Here is a 19,578-nt window from a genome sequence, read left to right on the forward strand (position 1 = left end):
CATGTTCCGCCTGACCGAATACATGCATCAGCTGGTCAAGCCGACTCCGGTGCGCAAACGGCGCCCCGGTCCGGTAAAGCCGGTTGTGATCTGGAACCTGACGCGGCGCTGCAACCTGAGGTGCCGCCATTGCTACACCGTCTCGGCGGATGTCGCGTTCCCAGGTGAGCTCAGCCATGAGCAAGCCATGGTAACCCTTAAGGATCTGGGCCAGTTTCGCGTCCCGGCCCTGATCCTCTCGGGTGGGGAACCGCTGGACCGGTTCGATTTCTTCGACATCGCAAAACGCGCCCGTGATCTGGTGCCAATGCTGGCCTTGTCGACCAACGGGACCCGGATTTACGACGAAACCGCCGATATGATCGCGGATGTGGGCTTCAACTATGTCGGCATTTCGCTGGACGGGATCGGAGCGACGAATGACTGGTTTCGCGGCGTCGAGGGCGCTTTTGCGGACGCCCTGCGCGGCGTGCGAGAGTGTAAAAAGCGCGGCATCAAGGTTGGCCTGCGGTTCTGCCTGACCGAAGGCACGCAACATCACTTGCCTGACTTGCTGAGCCTTTGTGATGATGAAGGTGTCGACAAATTCTACCTGTCGCATCTTGTCTATGCGGGGCGCGGCGACAAGAACCGGGGCGAAGATGCCGCGCATCAGCGCACGCGCAAAGGCCTGGATCTGTTGCTGGAACGCGCCTGGGAAGCCGCATCGGGCGGCCGTCCGCTGGATATCGTGACCGGGAACAACGACGCTGATGCCGGATATTTCCTGAACTGGATTCGCACGCATTTCGACGCCGAAAAGGCTGCACATGTGCGCGCGCACCTGGCTGCGTGGGGTGGAAACTCAAGTGGCTTGGGCGTTGCCAATATCGACAATCTCGGCCGGGTCCACCCGGACACTTACTGGTCTGATTACACGGTGGGCAACGTAAAGACCAAATCGTTTTCCGAACTCTGGACCGGCGATGATCCGATGCTTGCCATGCTCCGCACCCGCCCACGCCCGCTGAAGGGGCGCTGCGGAGCCTGCGAACTCAAGGACGTCTGCGGCGGCAATACCCGCATCCGCGCCCTGCAATTGACCGGTGATCCGTGGGCCGAGGATCCGGCCTGTTACCTGTCCAACCAGGAAATCGGTGTGGATGACGCAGGGGAACGCCTTCAGGTCACACCGTTTCGGGGGAAAAGCCATGATCCGGCGCATCAGTTCTTTTAAGACACTCACATTCGGTACGTTGTGCTCGGTGTTGCTGGCGGGCACCGCCTGGGCGGATGCCCAATCGGATTACGCCGAACATTGCGCCTCATGCCACGGCGAGAACCGTCTGGGCGGGGTTGGCCCCGCGCTGATCCCTGAAACGCTCAAACGCATGCGGGGTCCCCGGGTCGCTGCGGTAATCGCGGAAGGGCGCGCGGCGACACAAATGCCGGCCTTCTCGCACGAGCTGGATGCTCTGCAAATCGAAGAGCTGGCCGGTTGGTTGAAGTCGCCGTTGGAATCCGACCCCGAATGGGGCGAGGCCCAGATATTGGCCAGCCGGACGCTGGACGAGGAATATGTGCCGGTGGATGCGCCCGTCTGGGACAGCGACCCGATGAACATCACCTTGGTTGTGGAAACCGGCGATCACCATGTCAGCGTTCTGGACGGCGACACGTTCGAGGTTTTGGACCGGTTCGAAACCCCCTTCGCCGTGCATGGCGGCCCCAAGTTCAGCCCGGATGGGCGGTATGTTTTCATCATGTCGCGCGATGGCTGGGTCCAGAAGTACGACATTTGGGCGCTGAAACAGGTGGGCCGCGTGCGTGCCGGCCTGAACAGCCGCAACATCGCCATGTCGGGCGATGGCAAATGGGTGGCCGTGGCGAACTACCTGCCCAACAGCCTGACGGTGTTGTCCACCGAAGACCTTTCCGTCGCAAAGGTCATCGAGGTCAAAAGCAAGAAGGGCCTGCCCAGCCGCGTCTCTGCAGTCTACCAGGCCCCTCCGCGGGAAAGCTTTGTTCTGGCGCTGAAGGATGTGCCCGAGATTTGGGAAGTGTTCTACGGCGCCAATCCCCCGCAATCCGGGCTTGGTCATGATTTCCGCATCGAAGGCCAGTTCAAGAACCCTGATCCATTCCCTGTGCGCAAGATCACCACAGCTGACTATCTGGACGATTTCTTTTTCGACCAGAGTTATGAATATGTCATGGGGGCGTCCCGCGATGGCAAGGGCGGGCAAGTGATTGATCTGGTGATCGGGCACAAGGTGGCCGATCTGGATTTGCCCGGAATGCCGCATCTGGGCTCGGGGATCACATGGAAACACGGCGATACGACCGTGATGGCTACGCCGCACCTGACAGACGGCGCCGTGTCGGTGATCGACATGGAAAGCTGGGAAACCGTCAAACGGATCAAGACCGAAGGGCCCGGGTTCTTCATGCGCAGCCATGAGAATTCGCCTTATGTCTGGGCCGATGTTTTCTTTGGCCCCAACAAGGACGCGATGCACGTCATCGACAAGCAAAGCCTTGAAATCGTAAAGACCCTGCGCCCTGCACCTGGCAAGACCGTGGCCCATGTCGAGTTCACCAGAGATGGCAGCCACGCGCTGGTTTCAATCTGGGAAGATGACGGCGCGGTGATCGTCTATGACGCGCAGACGCTGGAGGAAATCCGCCGCCTGCCGATGCGCAAACCTTCGGGGAAATACAATGTCTGGAACAAGATCACCTTCTCGGAAGGAACCAGCCACTGAGGGGAAATGGCCAGTTTGGAAACTGGCCATTCTGCTGTATCCGGCCACGGCGTTGACCGTGGCCATCAACCTGTTTTTGCTCGGGCTTATCCTGCACAGCGTCGGGTTCGGCGCAATCGAACCGGTGCCTGCAATCCTCTGGTCGATTCCACTGGGTATTCCTGCGGCATGGCTGGCCGGTCGGTGGCTGCGTGGATTGATGGATGAGGCCGACGGGTAGGTGCAAATTTTCAGGCACCTGACCTAAGTCAAGTTTCCGCCTGAAAGAATCCCCTAAGTTTCAGAAAAGAACGCCGAGCTGGATTCTCAATGCCTACCGTCCGCCCCCCGCATAGCCTGTTTGATCGCGTGTCCCGCGCGGTGTGCGGTTTGGTGGGTATATTCCTGTTGCTTTTGCAGATGCTTGGCCCGGTGCTGGCGAGTCCCGGGGACAGCATGTGGATCGAGATCTGCTCGGAGGCAGGGGCGGTCTGGGTTGAAGTGGACCTTGAGGAAGGCACTGATGACCCGACCGCGCCTTGCCCGAAATGCGCCGATTGCGCGCTGTGCGCGGTGACAACGGCAGCCCCGCTGCCGGATCTGCCGCTGCTGATGCAATCCGAAAATGTACGGACAGTACCCGCTGCAATCGGGGATCTGTGCATTTTGTACAACTCAAGGCGACTGTGGCCCGAAACCCGAGGCCCCCCGTTCGCGACCCAAGAAGAATCTGAACGCGCCCTGCGCGCGTCCGTGGCGTCCACCCTAGCAACCGGAGGTGCGCCGTGGTCGTAAGTCGCGCAATCCATTTCCTGCTGGCTTTCACTCTGTCCTGCCTGATGGCGATCAGCGCCCATGCCGACAGCCTGGCCAGTTTCCTGCCCGACATCGAACCTGCCGATCTGGCCCCCGGCGCCGATGCCTTTGGCCCGGTGCGCGATGACGTCAAGGTCGCCCCCGTCCTGAAGGGCGGCGAGATCATTGCCTGGGCATTCCTGACCTCGGACTTTGTTGGCACGACGGGTTATTCCGGCAAACCGATCCACGTCGTTGCCGCCATCGACAACGACGCGGTGTTGACCGGAGTGCAACTGGTCAAGCACTCGGAACCCATCGTGCTGATCGGCATCCCCAATTCCCGCATGGTTGAATTGACCGAAGGCTATGCGGGCCTTGACCTGAAGGTTGAAGCCGAAACAGGGGGTGAGGGGCACGACCTTGACATCATCTCGGGCGCGACGGTCACGATCATGGTGATCGACGACAGCCTTGTGCGTGGCGGTATCAAGGTGGCGCGTGCATTGGGTCTGGGCGGCCTGTCACCGTTGCAGGCCGACGGGCCAAAGCGCGAAGTCGATATGGCGCAGAATGCGGTCCATGACTGGTCAACCCTTTCGGGCGACGGCTCGATCCGTCGGCTGACGCTGGATGTCGGGCAGGTCAATGCCGCCTTCGAGGCCACCGGAGACCAGCGCGCGATCAAGCGGCCCGAACCGGGTGAACCGGATGACACGTTCATCGACATGCATATGGCGCTTGTCTCGGTTCCGTCGATCGGCAAGTCACTGCTGGGCGACGCCGAGTACCAGAACCTTGTGAACTGGTTGGACGAGGGCGAACAGGCCATTCTGGTGCTGGGGCGCGGTGCCTACAGTTTCAAGGGGTCAGGCTATGTACGCGGCGGAATTTTCGATCGGATCCAGTTGATCCAGGGCGACAACTCGGTCCGGTTCTTCGACAAACAGCAAGTACGCCTTGGCAAGGTTGCAGCCCCGGATGCGCCCAGTTTCACAGAGCTGGACATCTTCAAGATCCCCGCCGATGCCGAGTTCGACCCGACCGAGCCGTTCCGCCTGCAACTGCTGGTACAGCGTGCCGTGGGTGCCGTTGAGAAAACCTTTCTGACATTCGATCTGGGTTACAAACTGCCCGACCGTTACCTGCTGCCCGTCGCAGCCTCTAAGGTTGTCGAGGATGCGACCGGCGAAGCCGCCGCCAAGGCTGCCCTGTGGCAGCGCATCTGGAAGGATCGCACTGTTGAAATCGCCGTTCTTGGCGTCATGCTGCTGGTCCTGACCGCGACGTTCTTCTTCCAGTTCCACGCGACAATGAATGCGCGGGTCTTCTACTGGTTCCGCATCGGTTACCTGACAATGACCCTGTTCTTCATCGGCTGGTACGCCAACGCGCAGCTGAGCGTGGTGAACCTGATGGCACTGGCAGGCAGCCTGCGCACAGGATTCTCGTGGGATGCGTTCCTGCTGGACCCGCTGGTGTTCATTCAATGGTTCGCCGTCGCCGCCGCGCTGTTGTTCTGGGGTCGCGGGGCCTATTGCGGATGGCTGTGTCCGTTCGGCGCGTTGCAGGAATTGACCAACAAGATCGCGCGGGCGTTCAAAGTGCCGCAATGGACTTTGCCCTGGGGTCTGAACGAACGCCTGTGGCCCGCGAAATACATGATCTTTCTGGGTCTTTTTGGCCTGAGTTTCGTATCGATCCCGCTGGCCGAGAAATATGCCGAGGTCGAGCCGTTCAAAACGGCGATCATTCTGAAATTCATGCGCGATTGGCCTTTCGTGGTCTTTGCGCTGGCCCTGCTGGGGATCGGGCTGTTCATTGAACGGTTCTATTGCCGCTATCTCTGCCCGCTGGGCGGCGCACTGGCGATCCCTGCCCGAATTCGCATGTTCGACTGGCTGCGCCGCTACAAGGATTGCGGCACGCCCTGTCAGACCTGCGCCAATGAATGCCCCGTTCAGGCGATCCACCCCACCGGTGAGATAAATCCGAACGAGTGCGTCACCTGCCTGCATTGTCAGGTGCTCTACCAGTCCGAGGACAAATGTCCTGTCGTTATCCGCCAGCTGAAACGGCGGGCCAAGACAGGGTCGGTCCAGATGAAGACCCCACTCGGACAACCACCGGCGAACCATCCGAACGCCAAACCGCAATCCGTTTCCTAAAAGGAGGAACGAACATGTCGGAACATGACAACAAACTAACCGTCACACGCCGTGGGATGCTGGGTGCAACAGCAACCGGTGCCGTGCTGGCCGGGACCGGTCTGGGCTCGACCCTGATGACCGCGAAGCAGGCGAGCGCCGCGGCCAATGCCAATCTCGAACCGGGCGAACTGGACGAGTATTACGGTTTCTGGTCCTCGGGTCAGACCGGCGAGCTGCGCATTCTGGGCTTCCCATCCATGCGCGAGCTGATGCGGGTGCCGGTGTTCAACCGCTGCTCGGCCACGGGCTGGGGTCAGACCAACGAGTCACTGAAGATCATGACCGAAGGGTTGCTGCCTGAAACCAAGGAGTTTCTCGCCAAGCGCGGCATGAAAACCTATGACAACGGCGACCTTCACCACCCGCACATGTCGTTCACCGACGGCACCTATGACGGCCGCTATCTGTTCATGAACGACAAGGCCAACACCCGCGTCGCGCGTGTCCGCTGTGACGTGATGAAATGCGACAAGATCACCGAGATCCCGAACGCCAAGGCGATCCACGGTCTGCGTCCGCAGAAATTCCCGCGCACCGGCTATGTCTTTGCCAATGGTGAAGATGAAACACCGCTGGTCAACGATGGCAGCGTGCTGGACGATCCGTCGCAATACGTGAACATCTTCACCGCGCTGGACGGCGATACCATGGAAGTGGCGTGGCAGGTGATCGTGTCGGGCAACCTCGACAACACCGACTGCGACTATCAGGGCAAATACGCCTTCTCGACCTCGTACAACTCGGAAATGGGAATGAACCTGGCCGAGATGACCGAGAACGAGCTGGACCACGTCGTCGTCTTCAACATCGCCGAGATCGAAAAAGGTATCGAAGCCGGCGATTATCAGGAGTTGAAAGGCGTCAAGGTTCTGGACGGGCGCAAAGGGCAGAACAAGAAATACACCCGTTACATCCCGATCCCGAACTCTCCGCACGGCATCAACACCGCGCCAGACGGCAAGCACGTCTGCATCAACGGGAAGCTGTCGCCAACCGTCTCGATCATGGACGTCACCAAGCTGGACGCCCTGTTCGAAAGCGACGCCGACCCGCGGTCCTGCATCGTAGGTGAACCGCAGTTGGGCCTTGGCCCGCTTCACACCGCCTATGATGGTCAGGGCAACGCCTTCACCACGCTGTTCCTGGACAGCCAGATCGTGAAGTGGAACATCGACAAGGCCATCCGCGCCTACAATGGCGAGGACGTGGACCCGATCATCTCGAAGGTTGACGTGCATTATCAGCCGGGTCACAACTCGACTTCCATGGGTGAGACCAAGGATGCCGACGGCAAGTGGCTGATTTCGATGAACAAGTTCTCGAAAGACCGCTTCCTGAACGTGGGTCCTCTTAAACCCGAGAACGAACAGCTGATCGACATTTCGTCGGATGAGATGAAAGTGGTGCACGACGGCCCGACCTTTGCCGAGCCGCACGACTCGATCATCGTTCGCAGCGACATCGTGAACCCGGTCAACGTCTGGGATCGCAACGACGTTACCTGGGAAGACGCCCGCAAACAGGCCGAAGCCGATGGTATCGATCTGGAAGAAGGTGCGGAAGAACCGATCCGGGACGGCAACAAGGTGCGGGTCTACATGACCTCGCAGGCGCCGACCTTCAGCCTTGAGAAGTTCACCGTCAAACAGGGCGACGAGGTCACGGTTTACATCACCAACCTGGATGATGTGGACGACGTGACCCACGGCTTCTGCCTGGGCAATTACGGAATCGCGATGGAAGTCGCACCGATGGCAACCGCCTCGGTCACCTTCACCGCCGACCGTCCGGGCGTGCACTGGTTCTATTGCCAGTGGTTCTGCCATGCGCTGCACATGGAAATGCGCGGCCGGATGCTGGTCGAACCGCAAGGAGCCTGACCCATGCGCTGGCCCCTGCTCATACCGCTCCTGCTCGGCTCGCCCCTTTGGGCGGCGGACTGGGATGTGCCCAACCGGGCGGGGGCCATCAATGAAATACTGGCTCAGGCGGCGGACGGAGATACCCTCCGCCTGAGCCCCGGTGTTTATGCCGAACATCTGATTCTGGACCGGCCCGTCACGATCGACGGGCTGGGACAGGCCACCATTGACGGGCAAGGCACCGGCAGCGTCATCACCGTAACCGGCCCGGGCGTGACCGTGCGCGGCCTGACAGTGATCGGCTCGGGTTCAAGCCATGACGGGATCGACAGTGGCATCCAGCTGACCAAGACGGCCCGCGCGCCGGTGATCGAAGACAATGAACTGCTGGGCAATCTTTACGGTATCGACATTCATGGTGCCAAGGACAGCATTGTGCGTGGCAACCGGATCGAAGGGCGTCAGGACCAGCGGATGAATGACCGTGGCAATGGCGTCTATGTCTGGAATGCGCCCGGTGCGCGGGTTGAGGACAATCACATCCGCTATGGGCGCGACGGGATCTTCGTGAACTCGTCCAAGAAGAACACCTTTACCGGCAACCTGTTCCGCGATCTGCGCTTTGCCGTGCATTACATGTATGCCGACAATTCGGTGGTCAGCGACAATGTCTCGATCGGCAACGATCTGGGCTATGCGGTGATGTTCACGACCAATGTGAAGGTCGCAGACAACGTCTCGATCGGTGACCGTGAACATGGCGTGATGCTGAATTATGCCAACAAGAGTCAGATCACCGGAAACGTGGTGATCGGTGCCAAGGAAAAGTGCACCTTCCTTTATAACTCGAACAAGAACGAATTCACCGACAACTGGTTCCAGGGATGCGGCATCGGCATCCACTTTACCGCCGGCAGCGAACGCAACCGCATCGTTGGCAATTCCTTCATCGGGAACCGGACACAGGTGAAATACGTCTCGACCAAATGGGTCGAGTGGTCCGAAGACGGGCGCGGCAACTACTGGTCCGATTTTGCCGCCTATGACGTGGATGGCAACGGCATCGCCGATGCCCCGTATCGGCCAAACGACTCGATGGACCATGTGCTGTGGACCCAACCCGCAGCCAAATTACTGCTCGGCTCCCCCGCCGTGCAACTGGTGCGCTGGTCGCAATCCGCCTTCCCGGCCCTGTTGCCGGGCGGCGTGATGGACAGCAACCCATTGATGCAAGCCCCTGAACCCCCAGCTATGAAAAAGGTGCCTCATGACGGATAAGGCCCTGTCAATCGACCATGTTCTCAAGGACCGAGGAAAAACCCGCGTTCTTGACGATATCACCCTGTCCCTTGCCCCCGGCCAGCGCGTTGCGCTGCTGGGCCATAATGGCGCGGGCAAGTCGACCCTGATCAAATCCATCCTCGGCCTGACGCCGATCCATGGCGGAGCCATTCGGATCGGAGACGCCACCCCCGGTAGTGCTCAGGCCCGGCGCGAAACAGCGTATCTGCCCGAAGCGGTGTCGTTTCATCCCGCGCTAACCGGGCGTGAGCAGTTGACCCTGTTTGCGCAGCTTTCAGGCGCAAAAGCCGATGTGCCCGGTTTGCTGGATCGTGTCGGCCTGAGTGACGCTTTGGACCGTCGGATCGGAACCTATTCCAAAGGCATGCGGCAACGTCTGGGACTGGCGCAGGTGTTGCTGGGCCAACCGAAAGTAGCCTTGCTGGATGAGCCGACGAGCGGATTGGACCCGATTTCTCGGCAGGACCTGTACGCCATCATCGACGAACTGGCTGCCCAAGGCACCGCCGTTCTGATTGCCTCACACGCGCTGACCGAGGTCGAGGCCCGCACCGACCGGATCGCCATCATGCGCAAGGGTCGGATGGTCGCCGACGACACCCTGAACAATCTGTCGGCTCTGGCCGGTCTACCGATCCGCCTGAAGGTACGCGCCAGCGCCAATCCAGATGTGCTGGCCGCTGAACTGGGCGGCAGCCGGATCAATGGGGCATCTGTTGAATTGCTCTGCTCACCCGAAGACAAAATGGAGGCCCTGCGCCGGATCGCCGGGTTGGGCGATGCGGTAGCGGATGTGGAAATGACCCCGCCCAAGCTGGAAGACCTCTATCGCCACTACGCACAGGAGGATTTGCAATGACCCGCTTCCTCGCCATCACCCGCACAGAAATGCTGATCTTGCGCCGCAACCGCTGGCTGCTGGTCGCAACGCTGATCATGGTGCTGTTCGCCTTGGCGCTGACCTTTGCGGGCAGTGCGCCAACCGGAACGCTGGGCGTTGACATGCTGACCGTTTCGGTTGCGTCGATGACCACGCTTTCGGTTTACCTCGCGCCCCTTCTGGCGCTGATGATCTCGTTCGATGCCATCGCCGGAGACGTGGACCGGGGCAGCCTGTCGCTGCTGTTGTCCTACCCTGCGGGGCGCGGAGAAATCCTGTTGGGCAAGTTCTGCGCCCATCTGGCCGCGCTGGCCTTTGCCATGACGGTCGGTTTCGGTACCGCTGGCGCGGTGGCGGCCTTCTTTGGCGGTGCCGGACCGGAAAGCCTGATGGCGTTGGTCCGCCTCATCCTCACATCCATCCTTCTGGGCGCCGTGTTTCTGGCGCTTGGATACCTGCTGTCCGCTTTGGCGAGGGGCGCCACGGCGGCGGCGGGGATGTCGGCCGGGCTCTGGCTGGTTTTTGTCGTCCTCTATGATCTGGGCCTGTTGGGGGCCGTCGTCATGGACAAGGGCGGCAGCTTCACCCAATCCGTCTTTCCCTGGGTGATGGTCGCCAACCCGGCCGACGCGTTCCGTCTGTGGAACATCGCGGCGACTGAAGGCGTTGCCATGGCATCCGGCATGACCGGAGCGGCGCAGGCCCTGCCGGTCTGGGCTGCACCCGTCTCCCTGCTGATCTGGCCAGTGCTGAGCTTCGCCCTCGCCCGCCTCGCATTCCGGAGGGTCGAGCCATGAAGCGTCTCGCCTTGATCGCGCTGGTCGCGTTGGCAGCCTGCAAGGAAGACCTGGCCGAGGCCCCCGATCCGGTGGATCTGACCCCGGACGCGCTGAGCTATTTCTGCCAGATGAACATCGCCGAACATGGCGGCCCCAAGGGGCAGATCCATCTGGAAGGATATCCCGCACCGTTGTTTTTTGCGCAGGTGCGCGACATGGTGGCATACCTCAAAAGCCCTGAACGTGATGCCGACATCACAGCCGTCTATGTCAGCGACATGGGTATTGCGCCAAGCTGGCGGCAGCCGGGTATCTCGAACTGGATCGCCGCGGATGGCGCGACCTTTGTTGTCGGCGCCAATGTGGCAGGTGGCATGGGTGCGCGCGAAGTGGTGCCTTTTGCCGATCCTGCCGATGCACAGGCATTCATTGAGATTTACGGCGGAACGGCACTGGGCCTGCCGGACATTCCGGACACCGAAGTGCTTGGCCCTGTCGATCTTGAACTGTCGTTGGAGACCCCCGTATGACCGCCTTGTCGCGCCGCCGATTTCTGATCATCTCAGCCGCTTGTGCTGCGGCCACACCACTTGCGGCCTCGGACGCGCGCTGGCACGGGACCGCGCTGGGTGCCACCGCCAGCCTGCGCCTTGTGGGTCTGACGGACGCCGAAGCTGCACCCATCATGGCCGCCATGGAGACCGAGATTGCCCGGCTGGAAGACATCTTCAGCCTGTATCGTCCGCAATCGCAGCTCAGCCGGTTGAACCGCGATGGCGTGCTGACGGCGCCCGCTCCTGAATTGTTGAAGGTGCTAAGCCTCAGCACAGCGCTGCATCAGGCATCGGGTGGCGCATTTGATCCAAGCATTCAACCCGTGTGGGCGGCATTGGCTGCGGGCGCGCGCCCGGACGATCTGATTGAAGTTCAACAGGCAATAAGCTGGGAAAAGGTAATTTTCGACGCCTCGGCCATTCGCCTTCCGGTGCCCGGAAAATCGGCGCTGACGTTGAACGGTATAGCGCAGGGCGCGATCACCGACCGGATCGCCGACCTGCTGCGTGCTTATGGTCTGCGTGATGTTCTGGTCAATATGGGAGAGGTTGCCGCCCTGGGTGCACGTGGTGACGGTGCGCCATGGAAAGTTGGATTGGCGGCGCCGGACCAAACGGTTCTGAAGCGGATTGAATTGAGCGATCGGGCAGTGGCGACATCTTCAACGCTGGCGACTCAGCTCGGCCAAGACGTCGGGCACATCATTACCTTGGATGGGCCTTCAAACCACGACAGGACCGTTTCGGTTTCTTCCCCGAAAGCGGCAATTGCGGATGGGTTGTCCACTGCGCTTTGCGCGGCATCCGCCGACAGAGCCAAAGAGATCCTAGCGTTCTTCCCCGACGCCCGTATCGAATTAAACGTTTAATGAAGAATTACAAATCTCAGACTGAACAAAAAAATTCGAAAAAGTATGATATAGGTCAATTCGTGCGCTGCTGAAAGCAGCTAGGAAGTAAGGACGCGAACCTATCAATCCAATTTCGAGTCGCCAGCTATGAGCCAGATGACCAGCAGACGCGCTTTTCTAAGCGCGCGTGTCCTGCGGGAGGACCCAGATGCGATCCGTCCGCCGGGGGCAGTAGCAACTGGCTTCAGCGATCTATGCACACGTTGCGAAGACTGCGCCGCGGCTTGTCCTGAAGACATCATCACATTCGACGATGCCGGTTTCCCCGTTCTGGACCTGTCCGCAGGCGGTTGCACCTTGTGTGGTGACTGCGCCGACGTTTGTCCGACCCCGGCGTTGCTGACCGAACGTGTTGCCGAATGGCCATGGCGCGCACGAATCGATGACACAAGCTGCCTGTCGACCAACGGCGTAAGCTGCCGCCTGTGTCAGGACAATTGTGAACAGGATGCCATCCGCTTTCGCCTGCAACTGGGCGGACGCGCGGAACCGGCGCTTGAAACAGAAACCTGCATCGGTTGCGGTAGTTGTTCCGCCGCCTGCCCCGCCGGGGCGATCGTGATGCACCGCCCCGTCCCACACCACCCGGAGGTGACCCAATGAACATCTGTGGCTGTCTGGTCCACATCGCCCCCGATTACACCGATGCCGCACGCGCGGCGATGGCCGAAACTCAGGGCGTCGAGCTTCATGCCGAAGCCGAGGACGGCCGTTTTGTAGTTGTTGTCGAGGATACGGCCGACAGGCTGGCCTCGGACACCATCATGGATCTGCACCAGATCCCCGGAGTGATCTCACTGTCACTGACTTATCACCATTTCGAAGATCTCGCGGAGACGGCTCCGCGTCCTGATGCTCCAAGCCAACCGTCCAGCAGGAGGCCCATGCAATGACCATCTCTGAATCCCGTCGTACATTTCTGAAAGCGTCCGCAGCGGCAGCCACTGCCTCGGCTGCGGGCATTCCCATGGCCGCAGGTCAGGCCAACGCTCAGGTCGGCGCGCCCGATATTCGCTGGGACAAGGCTGCCTGCCGGTTCTGTGGCACAGGCTGTTCGGTTCTGGTGGGCACCAAGGACGGCCGCGTGGTCGCCACGCAAGGTGACCCCGACGCACCGGTGAACAGGGGCCTGAACTGTATCAAGGGCTATTTCCTGTCCAAGATCATGTACGGCAAAGACCGCCTGACCACACCGCTTTTGCGCAAGACCAACGGCCAGTATGACAAGAATGGCGAGTATGAACCGGTCAGCTGGGATGAAGCCTTTGATGTGATGGCCGCCAAATGGAAAGAGGCCCTTGCCAAGAAGGGCCCGACCAGCGTGGGGATGTTTGGTTCGGGGCAGTGGACGGTCTGGGAAGGCTATGCCGCCGCGAAGATGATGAAGGCCGGGTTCCGGTCGAACAACATTGATCCCAATGCGCGTCACTGCATGGCCTCGGCCGTGGTTGGTTTCATGCGCACTTTCGGCATTGATGAGCCGATGGGGTGCTATGACGACCTTGAGCACGCCGATACCTTCGTGCTGTGGGGATCGAACATGGCTGAGATGCACCCGATCCTGTGGTCGCGCCTGACCGACACCCGCCTAACGAAACCGGGTTGCGAAGTGCATGTGCTTTCGACTTTCGAGCACCGCTCGTTCGAGCTGGCCGATAATGGCATGGTCTTTGCACCGCAAACCGATCTGGCGATCCTGAACTACATTGCGAACTACATCATCCAGAATGGCGCGGTGAACGAAGAGTTCGTCAAGAACCACGTCAACATCACCAAGACCGCCACCGATATCGGTTACGGCCTGCGGGACAACAACCCCCTGCAACAAGAGGCTGAAAACCCGAACTCGGGCAAGTTGGAGCCGATCAGCTTCGAGGAATATGCCGAAGCCGTTTCGAAATACACGCTGGAATACACCTCGGAACTGTCCGGTGTTCCGGCGGACAAGCTGGAGCGTCTGGCCCAGCAATATGCCGATCCGAACCGCAAGGTGATGAGCCTGTGGACCATGGGCTTCAACCAGCATACCCGCGGGTCGTGGGTGAACTCGCTGATGTATAACGTGCACCTGCTGGTGGGCAAGATTTCGGAACCCGGCAACTCGCCCTTCTCGCTGACCGGTCAGCCGTCGGCCTGCGGTACGGCGCGCGAGGTTGGTACCTTTGCCCACCGCCTGCCCGCCGACATGGTGGTGATGAACGACAAGCACCGCGAGATCTGCGAAACCGCATGGAACGTGCCCGCTGGCACCATTCCTGACAAGCCCGGTTTCCACGCCGTGCTGCAACACCGCAAGCTGAAGGATGGTGATCTGAACGCCTATTGGGTTCAGTGCACCAACAACATGCAGGCTGCGCCAAACATTAATGAGGAAGGCTATCCCGGCTATCGCAACCCGGAAAACTTCATCACTGTTTCAGACCCCTACCCGACGGTCACTGCGGTTTCCGCCGACCTGATCCTGCCCACCGCCATGTGGGTCGAGAAGGAAGGCGCCTATGGCAACGCCGAACGCCGCACCCAGTTCTGGCGGCAGCAGGTCAAGGCACCGGGCGAGGCCAAATCGGACCTGTGGCAGGTGATGGAGTTCTCGAAACGCTTCACCGTCGAAGAGGTCTGGGGCGAAGAATTGCTGGCCGCCATGCCCGAGCATCGTGGCAAGACCATGTATGACGTCCTGTTTGCCAATGGCAGCGTCGACAAGTTTCCGCTGTCGGAAACTGCCGAGGGCTTTGACAATGACGAATCCGAGCATTTCGGCTTTTACGTGCAGAAAGGTCTGTTCGAAGAGTACGCCAACTTCGGGCGCGGCCATGCGCATGATCTGGCACCATTCGAAACCTACCACCAGGCCCGCGGTCTGCGCTGGCCGGTCGTGGATGGCAAGGAAACGCTTTATCGTTTCCGCGAAGGCTATGACCCCTACGTGTCCGAGGGTGCCGGCGTGGAATTCTATGGCCACAAGGATGGCAAGGCCAAAATCATCTTTGCGCCCTATGAACCTGCCGCAGAAGAGCCGGATGCGGAATTCGATCTTTGGCTGTGCACCGGTCGCGTGCTGGAACACTGGCATTCAGGGTCGATGACACGCCGGGTACCGGAACTGCACCGCGCCTATCCAAACGCTGTCGTCTACATGCACCCGCAGGACGCCAAGGATCGGGGTCTGCGCCGGGGTCAGGAGATTGTTCTGTCGACCCGCCGCGGCGAGGTCACCAGCCGTGTTGAAACACGGGGTCGGAACAAGGTGCCGCGCGGTCTGGTCTTTATGCCGTGGTTCGATGAGCACCAGCTGACCAACAAGCTGACGCTGGACGCAACCTGCCCGCTGTCGAAAGAGACCGACTTCAAGAAGTGCGCCTGCAAGGTTGAGCGCGCGTAACCAGCAAGGATCATACGGGTCGTTCCCATGTCTCTTGTCGATAAACCCCTTTCGCCGCAGCGGCGCCGGTTCCTGCAGGACTCGGCGCGGGCGGCGGGCGGCTGCGTGGTCGCCGGATCGTTGCTGGCCTATCTGGCCCGCGACGCCCGCGCCCTGCCCGCCGATGCATTGCGCCCGCCCGGCGCATTGCCCGAGAAGGAGTTCCTGTCGGCCTGCATCCGTTGCGGTTTATGCGTGCGGGACTGCCCGTACGATACCCTGAAACTGGCCGAGCTTGGCTCGGATGCGGTGGCGACGGGAACACCATTCTTCATCGCCCGGGATGTTCCCTGCGAAATGTGCGACGACATTCCGTGTGTCGCCGCATGTCCAACAGGGGCGCTGGACCCCGGGCTGGAGAATATCGACGATGCCGAGATGGGTGTTGCCGTTCTGGTCGATCAGGAAAACTGCCTGAATTTCCTCGGTCTGCGCTGCGACGTCTGCTATCGCGTCTGCCCCGTCATTGACGAGGCGATCACGTTGGAGACGGCGCATAATACCCGGTCGGGTCATCATGCTTTGTTCATTCCAACCGTTCATGCCGACCGCTGCACCGGCTGCGGCATGTGCGAGAAAAGCTGTGTTCTGCCCGAGGCCGCCATCAAGGTTCTGCCGGCCCGGCTGGCGCGCGGCAGTTCGGCCGAGCATTACCGCAAGGGTTGGGAGGAAAAAGCCGCCAAAGGCGCGCCGGTGGTCGAGGGGATCATCGATCTGCCGGACCGTTTGCCCGGACCGGGAACCGACAATCTTGCCGCGCCCGGCGGTTTTGCGCCTCAATATGATCTGCCGGGGGTGGGGCAATGAGTACTCGCACGCACATGCCCGTCGGTCAGGAGGCCGTTGAAAGCAAAGGGTGGATCGGGGCGCATCGCTTTTTGCTGATGCGCCGCGCAAGCCAGCTGTTCTTTCTGGTTCTGTTTCTGCTGGGCCCGTGGTTTGGCATCTGGATTGTCGAGGGCAATTTGGCAGGATCACTGACGCTGGGCGTGCTGCCTTTGACCGATCCGTTCATCCTGATGCAAAGCTTGGTTGCAGGTCATTGGCCCGAAGTGACTGCGCTGATCGGCGGGCTGATCGTTCTGGTGGTCTATGCCCTGATTGGTGGCCGTGTCTATTGTTCCTGGGTTTGCCCCATAAACCCGGTGACAGACGCGGCCAACTGGGTGCACCGCAAACTGGACCTGCCGAAAGGCTGGCAACCCAAGCGCGGCACCCGGCTGTGGATTCTGGCAACCGTGCTGCTGGTCTCGGGCCTGAGTGGTGTGATCGCGTGGGAGCTGGTCAACCCGATCACCATGCTGCATCGCGGGCTGGTATTCGGCATGGGCTTTGTCTGGGCCATGATCGCGGCCATCTTCGTGTTTGACGTCTTCGTCTCACGCCATGGCTGGTGCGGCCATCTGTGCCCGGTGGGCGCGTTCTACGGGTTGATCGGGTCGAAAAGCCTGCTGCGGGTCAGTGCCGCCAATCGCACGGCCTGTGATGACTGTATGGATTGCTATGCGGTCTGTCCTGAAAATCAGGTGATCTCACCCGCGCTGAAAGGCAAGCCGGGAAGCTCGCCCCTGATCCTGTCACCCGACTGCACAAACTGCGGACGCTGCATCGATGTCTGCGCAGTCGACGTCTTCAACTTTACTCACCGGTTCGACGACCTTGTCGTTCAACCTTCCGATCCAGTTGCCGCGCCTGAGCCGCGCGCTGCCAGACCTATCTAGGGGAGTGCCAAGATGAAAAGATCAATCGTTACAGGCGGAATTGCCCTTCTACCCGTAGTTTTGCTGAGCGGATGGGCCTTTGCCCAGTCCGCTCAAGTCGAAACGCTGCGGGGCGCGGACGTAGACGAGCCGATCCCTTTGGATCAGATTCACAAAAATGTCGAAGGACGGATGCAACGTAATTATCGCCAGCAGCCACCGCTGATTCCGCATTCGATCGAGCAATATCAGATTGATGTGCGCACCAATCAGTGCTTGTCCTGCCATGACTGGTCCAAGGCAGGTGAGCGTAACGCGCCTACCCTTTCAATGACACACTATCTGGATCGCGAAGGCCGCGAATTGGATCGCGTCGCCGGGACCCGTTATTTCTGCAACCAATGTCACGTTCCGCAGGCGGACGCGCCGCCGCTTGTTGAAAACGTGTTCCAGCCCTCGACCGGCAACTGATTCAACACAAGATTGAAAGGAGCACCGACATGGCAGACTCCCCCGAAAAACGCGGCTTTCTGGGTCGCCTTTGGAACGCGATCTGGACGCCGGCGGTAATGTTCAGCTCGGGCTTTCTGATCCTTGCCGGATTTCTGGCCGGTATCCTGTTCTGGGGCGGATTTCACTGGACCCTGGAACTGACCAACACCGAAGAGTTCTGCGTCTCGTGTCACACGATGGAAACGAACCTGGGTGAGTATCGCGAGACGATCCACTACAACAACCACTCCGGCGTGCGTGCGATCTGCTCAGACTGCCACGTTCCGGATGAGTGGAACCACAAGATCAAAGCCAAGATCATGGCCGTGAAGGACGTCTATCATGAACTGGTGGGCACCATCAGCACACCCGAGAAATACGAGGATCACCGCCTGGCGATGGCCTCGGCCGTCTGGAAGAAAATGAAAGCGTCTGACAGCCGCGAGTGCCGCAACTGTCACAACTTTGACTACATGGACTTCACCATTCAGGAAACCCGCGCTGCCTCGGAACACCAACGCGCCATCGACAACGGTATGACCTGTATTGATTGCCACCAGGGTATCGCCCACAGCCTGCCACCCAACTATCTGGAAACATACGAAAAGGTGACTGCTGGATTGGAAGATGAAGTTGTGCAGGAGCACGCTGCCGCGGGTGACGACATCCGCGATTTCCTGAACAACAGCTCGAATTGATGTGGGGGCAGAGATGTTAGAGTTACTTGGAACCATCGGTGGCAACGTCCTGAGCTTGCCCGGCATACTCGGTCTGGCGCTAGGCATGATGACCCGCAAGCTGTGGCTGGGTGCGGCATTGGGCGGCGCAGTCGGCGTATTCGAAACGCTGGTTTTCGCAGGCTTCCGGTTTGCGCATGTAGAGCCACTGGAACTGATCATCGCTATTGTGGTCGGCGTCTGTGCAGGCAGCCTCGGCACTGCCATTCGCATCAAGGGCGCAACAGCCTGAAACACAGCCGGTTTCACCGTTTCGGTGGAACCGGCTAGTTACGTCGGGCCGGGCAGTGTCGTCACCAAGTCAATGACTGTCTTCTTGTGATTTCACGCCCGCTATCACCAATTCCGCATCTCCGGGCAAGGACTGGAAGGATGCGGGCAATGTGCGATCGGTGATGAGCACGTCTTTTTCTGTCAACCCGGGCAGGCGCAAAGCCGGGCTGGTCTGGGCCTCGTTGAATTTTGTGGAATCAACCGCCATAAAGGTTTGGTCCGCAATATCAGACATCGCGCGGGCCATATCAGCTTCGCATTGATCATAGACCATGAAGCCCTTGCTGGGATGCACCAGTGACGCCGACAATATGGCAGTCCGGGCCGAGAACCCTGCAATTACGTCATAGGCGACCCGGTCGAAAGCGGCGCCGTCGTGGTTGCGCAACTGCGTTCCCGCCATGAAGACCCTGTTGCCCTCTTCCATCGACAACGTGGCGGCGATGAAGGCCGAGTTTGTCACCACAGTGAGGTTTTTGCGCGCGCGAAGTGCCTGAGCGATGAAGCCCGAGGTCGACCCCGTGTCGATGGCAATGGCCGAACCGTCCGGTATCCGCGCCGCAACGGCGTCGGCAATCGCGACTTTGGCGGCACGGTTCTGCGCCATGCGGGCCAGAAACGGAGGATCCAGCACATTTTGAGTGCTGACCAATGCACCATGCACCTTGGACAGGCTGCCCTTGGCGACCATCGGCTTCACGATTCGCCTTACGGTCTGGTCCGACACTTTGAGAATGCGCGCCAGCTCCATGACCGAAATTCGCCCATGCAGGTTTACCGTGCTAAGGATGTCTTGCTCGTATTTCGACATGAAGCGCCGCGATATTTTTTGATTTCATCAGGTTACTTGCAAGGTTGACGCTGTTCAAGCGACCCACTTCAACATTTTTCAAACATATTTGTTGCTTTTTGTTGTTTTGCGACTTTTGATGACAACAT

General features: G+C 60.0%; 20 protein-coding genes. 19 read left to right on the forward strand and 1 reads right to left on the reverse strand.

The features are described 5' to 3' along the window. Position 1 precedes the first annotated feature (1 nt). From nirJ to I9184_RS09815, 19 genes are all read left to right on the forward strand, one after another. Positions 2-1,216 carry a heme d1 biosynthesis radical SAM protein NirJ gene (nirJ, locus tag I9184_RS09725; RefSeq protein ID WP_209834045.1) on the forward strand — a complete coding sequence of 405 codons (1,215 nt, stop codon included), beginning with the start codon at positions 2-4 and terminating at the stop codon, positions 1,214-1,216. Next, positions 1,191-2,744 (forward strand): nitrite reductase, encoded by a 1,554-nt coding sequence (locus tag I9184_RS09730; protein WP_171635881.1) that lies wholly within the window; start codon positions 1,191-1,193, stop codon positions 2,742-2,744. The genes nirJ and I9184_RS09730 overlap by 26 nt, the downstream gene beginning before the upstream one ends. Continuing rightward, positions 2,701-2,964, forward strand: coding sequence for a hypothetical protein (locus I9184_RS09735; protein ID WP_171169778.1), 264 nt, complete (start codon positions 2,701-2,703; stop codon positions 2,962-2,964). Before I9184_RS09730 ends, I9184_RS09735 begins: the two co-directional genes overlap by 44 nt. Before the next feature lie 89 nt (positions 2,965-3,053). Continuing rightward, positions 3,054-3,518, forward strand: a complete 465-nt coding sequence (locus I9184_RS09740; protein WP_216600140.1) for a DUF2946 family protein — start codon at positions 3,054-3,056, stop codon at positions 3,516-3,518. Between the two features lie 44 nt (positions 3,519-3,562). Further along, a complete protein-coding gene (locus tag I9184_RS09745; RefSeq protein ID WP_245218076.1) occupies positions 3,563-5,686 on the forward strand; it encodes a NosR/NirI family protein in 2,124 nt (707 codons plus the stop codon). Positions 5,687-5,700: 14 nt separating this feature from the next. Next, positions 5,701-7,608: a TAT-dependent nitrous-oxide reductase gene (gene nosZ, locus I9184_RS09750; protein ID WP_171723686.1), complete on the forward strand. Its 1,908-nt coding sequence runs from the start codon at positions 5,701-5,703 to the stop codon at positions 7,606-7,608. A gap of 3 nt (positions 7,609-7,611) precedes the next feature. Then, a complete protein-coding gene (locus tag I9184_RS09755) occupies positions 7,612-8,868 on the forward strand; it encodes a nitrous oxide reductase family maturation protein NosD (RefSeq protein ID WP_171635875.1) in 1,257 nt (418 codons plus the stop codon). After that, positions 8,858-9,751, forward strand: coding sequence for an ABC transporter ATP-binding protein (locus tag I9184_RS09760; RefSeq protein ID WP_171723684.1), 894 nt, complete (start codon positions 8,858-8,860; stop codon positions 9,749-9,751). The genes I9184_RS09755 and I9184_RS09760 overlap by 11 nt, the downstream gene beginning before the upstream one ends. Further along, a complete protein-coding gene (locus I9184_RS09765; protein ID WP_209834048.1) occupies positions 9,748-10,569 on the forward strand; it encodes an ABC transporter permease subunit in 822 nt (273 codons plus the stop codon). Before I9184_RS09760 ends, I9184_RS09765 begins: the two co-directional genes overlap by 4 nt. Continuing rightward, positions 10,566-11,081 (forward strand): nitrous oxide reductase accessory protein NosL, encoded by a 516-nt coding sequence (locus I9184_RS09770; protein ID WP_209834050.1) that lies wholly within the window; start codon positions 10,566-10,568, stop codon positions 11,079-11,081. The genes I9184_RS09765 and I9184_RS09770 overlap by 4 nt, the downstream gene beginning before the upstream one ends. Continuing rightward, positions 11,078-11,974: an FAD:protein FMN transferase gene (locus I9184_RS09775; protein WP_209834051.1), complete on the forward strand. Its 897-nt coding sequence runs from the start codon at positions 11,078-11,080 to the stop codon at positions 11,972-11,974. Before I9184_RS09770 ends, I9184_RS09775 begins: the two co-directional genes overlap by 4 nt. Before the next feature lie 138 nt (positions 11,975-12,112). Further along, a complete protein-coding gene (gene napF, locus I9184_RS09780) occupies positions 12,113-12,619 on the forward strand; it encodes a ferredoxin-type protein NapF (protein WP_245218063.1) in 507 nt (168 codons plus the stop codon). Beyond that, positions 12,616-12,909 carry a chaperone NapD gene (locus I9184_RS09785; protein WP_152460384.1) on the forward strand — a complete coding sequence of 98 codons (294 nt, stop codon included), beginning with the start codon at positions 12,616-12,618 and terminating at the stop codon, positions 12,907-12,909. The genes napF and I9184_RS09785 overlap by 4 nt, the downstream gene beginning before the upstream one ends. After that, on the forward strand, positions 12,906-15,398 hold the full coding sequence (napA, locus tag I9184_RS09790) for a nitrate reductase catalytic subunit NapA (protein ID WP_209834053.1): 2,493 nt from the start codon (positions 12,906-12,908) through the stop codon (positions 15,396-15,398). The genes I9184_RS09785 and napA overlap by 4 nt, the downstream gene beginning before the upstream one ends. A gap of 27 nt (positions 15,399-15,425) precedes the next feature. Then, positions 15,426-16,244 carry a ferredoxin-type protein NapG gene (napG, locus tag I9184_RS09795; protein WP_171723679.1) on the forward strand — a complete coding sequence of 273 codons (819 nt, stop codon included), beginning with the start codon at positions 15,426-15,428 and terminating at the stop codon, positions 16,242-16,244. Further along, positions 16,241-17,158 carry a quinol dehydrogenase ferredoxin subunit NapH gene (gene napH, locus I9184_RS09800; protein WP_209834055.1) on the forward strand — a complete coding sequence of 306 codons (918 nt, stop codon included), beginning with the start codon at positions 16,241-16,243 and terminating at the stop codon, positions 17,156-17,158. Before napG ends, napH begins: the two co-directional genes overlap by 4 nt. Positions 17,159-17,170: 12 nt before the next feature. Beyond that, positions 17,171-17,608, forward strand: a complete 438-nt coding sequence (locus I9184_RS09805) for a nitrate reductase cytochrome c-type subunit (protein ID WP_152460388.1) — start codon at positions 17,171-17,173, stop codon at positions 17,606-17,608. A gap of 29 nt (positions 17,609-17,637) precedes the next feature. Further along, a complete protein-coding gene (locus I9184_RS09810) occupies positions 17,638-18,327 on the forward strand; it encodes a NapC/NirT family cytochrome c (protein ID WP_171635858.1) in 690 nt (229 codons plus the stop codon). A 13-nt stretch (positions 18,328-18,340) separates the two neighbouring features. Continuing rightward, complete coding sequence (locus I9184_RS09815) at positions 18,341-18,598, forward strand: hypothetical protein (protein ID WP_152460390.1); 258 nt, start codon at positions 18,341-18,343, stop codon at positions 18,596-18,598. Positions 18,599-18,667: 69 nt separating this feature from the next. On the opposite strand, the gene I9184_RS09820 is transcribed toward I9184_RS09815, so the two are convergent. After that, complete coding sequence (locus tag I9184_RS09820) at positions 18,668-19,450, reverse strand: DeoR/GlpR family DNA-binding transcription regulator (protein ID WP_209834057.1); 783 nt, start codon at positions 19,448-19,450, stop codon at positions 18,668-18,670. Positions 19,451-19,578 lie beyond the last annotated feature (128 nt).

The sequence above is a fragment of the Ruegeria sp. HKCCE3926 genome, assembly GCF_017872515.1.
Taxonomy (GTDB): Bacteria; Pseudomonadota; Alphaproteobacteria; order Rhodobacterales; family Rhodobacteraceae; genus Ruegeria.

Coding starts and splice junctions, on each gene's coding strand:
- I9184_RS09755 (WP_171635875.1), top strand. CDS start 7,612: ATGCGCTGGCCCCTGCTCATACCGCTCCTGCTCGGCTCGCCCCTTTGG.
- I9184_RS09785 (WP_152460384.1), top strand. CDS start 12,616: ATGAACATCTGTGGCTGTCTGGTCCACATCGCCCCCGATTACACCGAT.
- I9184_RS09760 (WP_171723684.1), top strand. CDS start 8,858: ATGACGGATAAGGCCCTGTCAATCGACCATGTTCTCAAGGACCGAGGA.
- I9184_RS09775 (WP_209834051.1), top strand. CDS start 11,078: ATGACCGCCTTGTCGCGCCGCCGATTTCTGATCATCTCAGCCGCTTGT.
- I9184_RS09770 (WP_209834050.1), top strand. CDS start 10,566: ATGAAGCGTCTCGCCTTGATCGCGCTGGTCGCGTTGGCAGCCTGCAAG.
- napF (WP_245218063.1), top strand. CDS start 12,113: ATGACCAGCAGACGCGCTTTTCTAAGCGCGCGTGTCCTGCGGGAGGAC.
- I9184_RS09810 (WP_171635858.1), top strand. CDS start 17,638: ATGGCAGACTCCCCCGAAAAACGCGGCTTTCTGGGTCGCCTTTGGAAC.
- I9184_RS09820 (WP_209834057.1), bottom strand. CDS start 19,450: ATGTCGAAATACGAGCAAGACATCCTTAGCACGGTAAACCTGCATGGG.
- nirJ (WP_209834045.1), top strand. CDS start 2: ATGTTCCGCCTGACCGAATACATGCATCAGCTGGTCAAGCCGACTCCG.
- I9184_RS09735 (WP_171169778.1), top strand. CDS start 2,701: ATGTCTGGAACAAGATCACCTTCTCGGAAGGAACCAGCCACTGAGGGG.
- I9184_RS09815 (WP_152460390.1), top strand. CDS start 18,341: ATGTTAGAGTTACTTGGAACCATCGGTGGCAACGTCCTGAGCTTGCCC.
- napG (WP_171723679.1), top strand. CDS start 15,426: ATGTCTCTTGTCGATAAACCCCTTTCGCCGCAGCGGCGCCGGTTCCTG.
- I9184_RS09805 (WP_152460388.1), top strand. CDS start 17,171: ATGAAAAGATCAATCGTTACAGGCGGAATTGCCCTTCTACCCGTAGTT.
- napH (WP_209834055.1), top strand. CDS start 16,241: ATGAGTACTCGCACGCACATGCCCGTCGGTCAGGAGGCCGTTGAAAGC.
- nosZ (WP_171723686.1), top strand. CDS start 5,701: ATGTCGGAACATGACAACAAACTAACCGTCACACGCCGTGGGATGCTG.
- napA (WP_209834053.1), top strand. CDS start 12,906: ATGACCATCTCTGAATCCCGTCGTACATTTCTGAAAGCGTCCGCAGCG.
- I9184_RS09745 (WP_245218076.1), top strand. CDS start 3,563: ATGGCGATCAGCGCCCATGCCGACAGCCTGGCCAGTTTCCTGCCCGAC.
- I9184_RS09765 (WP_209834048.1), top strand. CDS start 9,748: ATGACCCGCTTCCTCGCCATCACCCGCACAGAAATGCTGATCTTGCGC.
- I9184_RS09730 (WP_171635881.1), top strand. CDS start 1,191: ATGATCCGGCGCATCAGTTCTTTTAAGACACTCACATTCGGTACGTTG.
- I9184_RS09740 (WP_216600140.1), top strand. CDS start 3,054: ATGCCTACCGTCCGCCCCCCGCATAGCCTGTTTGATCGCGTGTCCCGC.